Annotated in this window: 3 protein-coding genes; all 3 read left to right on the top strand. The window is 75.7% G+C overall.

Going from position 1 to position 2,857, the window contains the following annotated elements; all coding sequences use genetic code 11:
* Window positions 1-1,420: ABC1 kinase family protein (locus tag DZF91_RS07270; RefSeq protein WP_199486472.1), on the top strand; the 1,420-nt coding region annotated here is incomplete at its 5' end.
* Between the two features lie 52 nt (window positions 1,421-1,472).
* Complete coding sequence (locus DZF91_RS07275; protein ID WP_117356717.1) at window positions 1,473-2,054, top strand: methyltransferase domain-containing protein; 582 nt, start codon at window positions 1,473-1,475, stop codon at window positions 2,052-2,054.
* A gap of 48 nt (window positions 2,055-2,102) precedes the next feature.
* A complete protein-coding gene (locus tag DZF91_RS07280; RefSeq protein WP_199486473.1) occupies window positions 2,103-2,810 on the top strand; it encodes a DUF899 family protein in 708 nt (235 codons plus the stop codon).
* Window positions 2,811-2,857 lie beyond the last annotated feature (47 nt).

The following is a 2,857-nucleotide window of genomic DNA, read 5'->3' on the forward strand; positions in this document are numbered from 1 at the left end:
CGCGACGACCGCGCTCGTCGCGGCGGGCGCGTTGCCCGTCGCGGTCGCGCTGGCCGCGCTGCGCGGCCGGGACGCGGCCCTGCGCCACCTGTACCGGAGGCTGACCGCGCTACTGGTCATGCTCGGACCGGCGTTCGTGAAGGCGGGCCAGGTCCTCGGGACCCGCCGGGACGTCCTCCCCGGCGCGCTCTGCGACGAGCTGTCGATGTTGCAGGACGCGATGCCGCCGATGACTCCCGCGCAGGCGCGGCGCGGGCTGGCCGCCGCGTACGGCCCGTCCGGCGTTGAGGGCGCCTCCGGGGCATGCCGCTCGTTCGGCTCGGACAGGCGGAGCGGTGTGAACGAGGCGTCCAGTGCGGACGGGACGGGCGGGACAGGCGGGACGGACGGGACGGGCGGGGTGTCCGGGGCGGTGCCGTTCGGCGGGCTGGACTGGCGTCCGGTCGCCAGCGGCAGCGTGGCCTGCGTGTACGCCGCGACGCTGCCGTCGGGGGAGCGGGTCGCGGTGAAGCTCCGGCGCGTCGGGGTGGAACGCGCGATGCGACGCGACCTCGCGCTCCTGCGCGGCGGGGCGCGGGTCGCGGCGCGGCTGCGTCCGCTGCGCGGCGTGCCGGTGACCGAGGTCGTGGACGGCATGTGCGCGGCGGTGCTCGGCCAGCTCGACTTCGCCCGCGAGGCCGACGGCCTGACCCGGCTGCGGGACGCGCTGGCGGCGGTGCCGCGCGTGTGGGTTCCGAAGGTGCACGCGGACGCGTCGCGCCCGCGCTGCATCGTCATGGAGTTCGTCCCGGGCCTGGCGCTGGACACGGCCGCGTCCTGCCCGCCCGCGCTGCGGCGCCGGTTCGCCGCGTCGGCGCTGACCGCCGTCTACCACATGCTGTTCGTCACCGGTTGCCGGTTCGCCGCGTCGGCGCTGACCGCCGTCTACCACATGCTGTTCGTCACCGGTTTCGTCCATTGCGACATGCATCCCGGCAACCTCTACTTCACCCGGTCGGGGCAGGTGGTGGTGCTGGACGCCGGGTTCAGCGTGCAGCTCTCGGACCGGCTGCGCCGGCTGTTCGCGGAGTTCTTCCTGAACATGGCGACCGGACGGGGCCGGCGCTGCGCCGAGATCGTGGTCGAGAGCGCGGCGGCCGTCCGTCCGGACGCCGACCTGGAGGCGTTCACCGTCCGGATGGCCGACCTGGTGGAGCGCAGCCACGGGCTGCCCGCGCGCGAGTTCAGCCTGATCGCGTTCGCCGCCGAGATGTTCGACCTGCAGCGCCGGCACGGCATCCACGCCGCGTCCGAGCTGGTCTTCCCGCTGCTGTCGCTGCTGGTCATCGAGGGGACGATCCGCGACCTCGACCCGGGGATCGACTTCCAGGAGGTCGCCAGGCCGGTGCTGAACCGGGGACTGTTCGGCGCCCGCGCGTGACCCCTTTTCGAGCGGCGGGGCCGGACGGCCCCGGGACGACGGGAGTGAGCAGATGGCAGAGGACCCCTGCGCCGCCACGTTCCGGGCCCTCCTCGGACCCGCCCGGGGCGTGCGGGTGCTGGAGCTCGGCGGCGCGTCCCTGGCGGGATGGGCGGCGGACGGCGGCGCGGCGGACTACCGCGCCCTGCCCGCGGCCGAGCTGGACGGCTGGTCCGGCCACGCCGACGGGACGTACGACCTGGTCGCGTCGTGGATGGCGGTCCAGCGGACGCGGAACCTCGCGCGGCTGCTGGGGACCGTCCACCACCACCTCCGGCCCGGCGGGCGGCTCGTCCTGGCCGTCCCGCATCCGGTCGCGACGGCCGCCGCCGACGGCGGACCGGCCGCCTACTTCCGGGAGGGGGAGCGGAAGGCCGGCGGGGAGGTGGTCCGGCACCGGACGCTGCAGAGCTATTCGACGGAACTGCGGCTGGCGGGATTCGAGCTCGTGGAGCTGGCCGAGGCCCGGTCGGACACGGACGGACCTCCCGGCGAACGTCCCGGCGGGCGTCCCTCCGGCGGCCCCGCCGGACCCGCCGACGAACTTCCGGACGGGCTCGTCCTCCGCTGCCGAAGAGCGGGCGTGTCGGTTTAGCTTTGTATAGCCTCCTCGCGTCGGACCGTCCGGACGAGGGGAGCCGCGATGAGCGGCGGCATGGAGCCGAGGACGCTGTGGCCCGAGGGGGCCGCCCCGGAGTACGTCGCGGCGCGCGCCGCCCTGCTGGAGGAGGAGCGGGACCTGCTCGCGCACGCCGAACGCGTCGCCGCGGCCCGCCGCGCGCTGCCGCCCGGCCCCGTGCTGCCTCCCTACACCTTCGCCGAGGGCCCGCGGGACCTGTCCGAGGACGGCCCGGTCACCGCCACCGCGATGGACGGGCTGTTCGACGGCCACGACACGCTCGTCGTGTACCACCTGATGTTCGCGCCGGACGCCGAGGAGGCGTGCCCGATGTGCTCCATGTGGGTGGACGGCTTCCACGGCGTCGCCCACCACCTCGCCCGGCACACCGGCTTCGCCGTCGTCGCCAGGGCCCCGCTGCCGCGGCTGCGCGCCTGGGGGAGGCGCCGCGGATGGGACGGCCTGCGCCTGCTGTCCAGCCACGACTCGACGTTCAACCGCGACATGGGCGTCGAGAACGCCGACGGCGCGCAGCATCCGGGCGTGTCGGTGTACGACCGCGAGGGCCACCGCGTCCGGCACCGGTACACGATGCAGGCGTCGGTCTCCGACGACCTGCCCGAACGCGGCATCGACCCGCTCTCGCCGGTCTGGCAGGTGCTCGACCTGCTGCCGGGCGGCCGCGGCTCCTGGTACGCCGCCAACGACTACGCGGGCGCGCGGCGGGGCTGACCACCCCCGGTGCCCCGCCGCGCGCCCGCTCCCGGTAGGCGCACCCC

It is taken from the genome of Actinomadura logoneensis, from assembly GCF_003428695.1.
GTDB classification, from domain to species: Bacteria; Actinomycetota; Actinomycetes; order Streptosporangiales; family Streptosporangiaceae; genus Spirillospora; species Spirillospora logoneensis.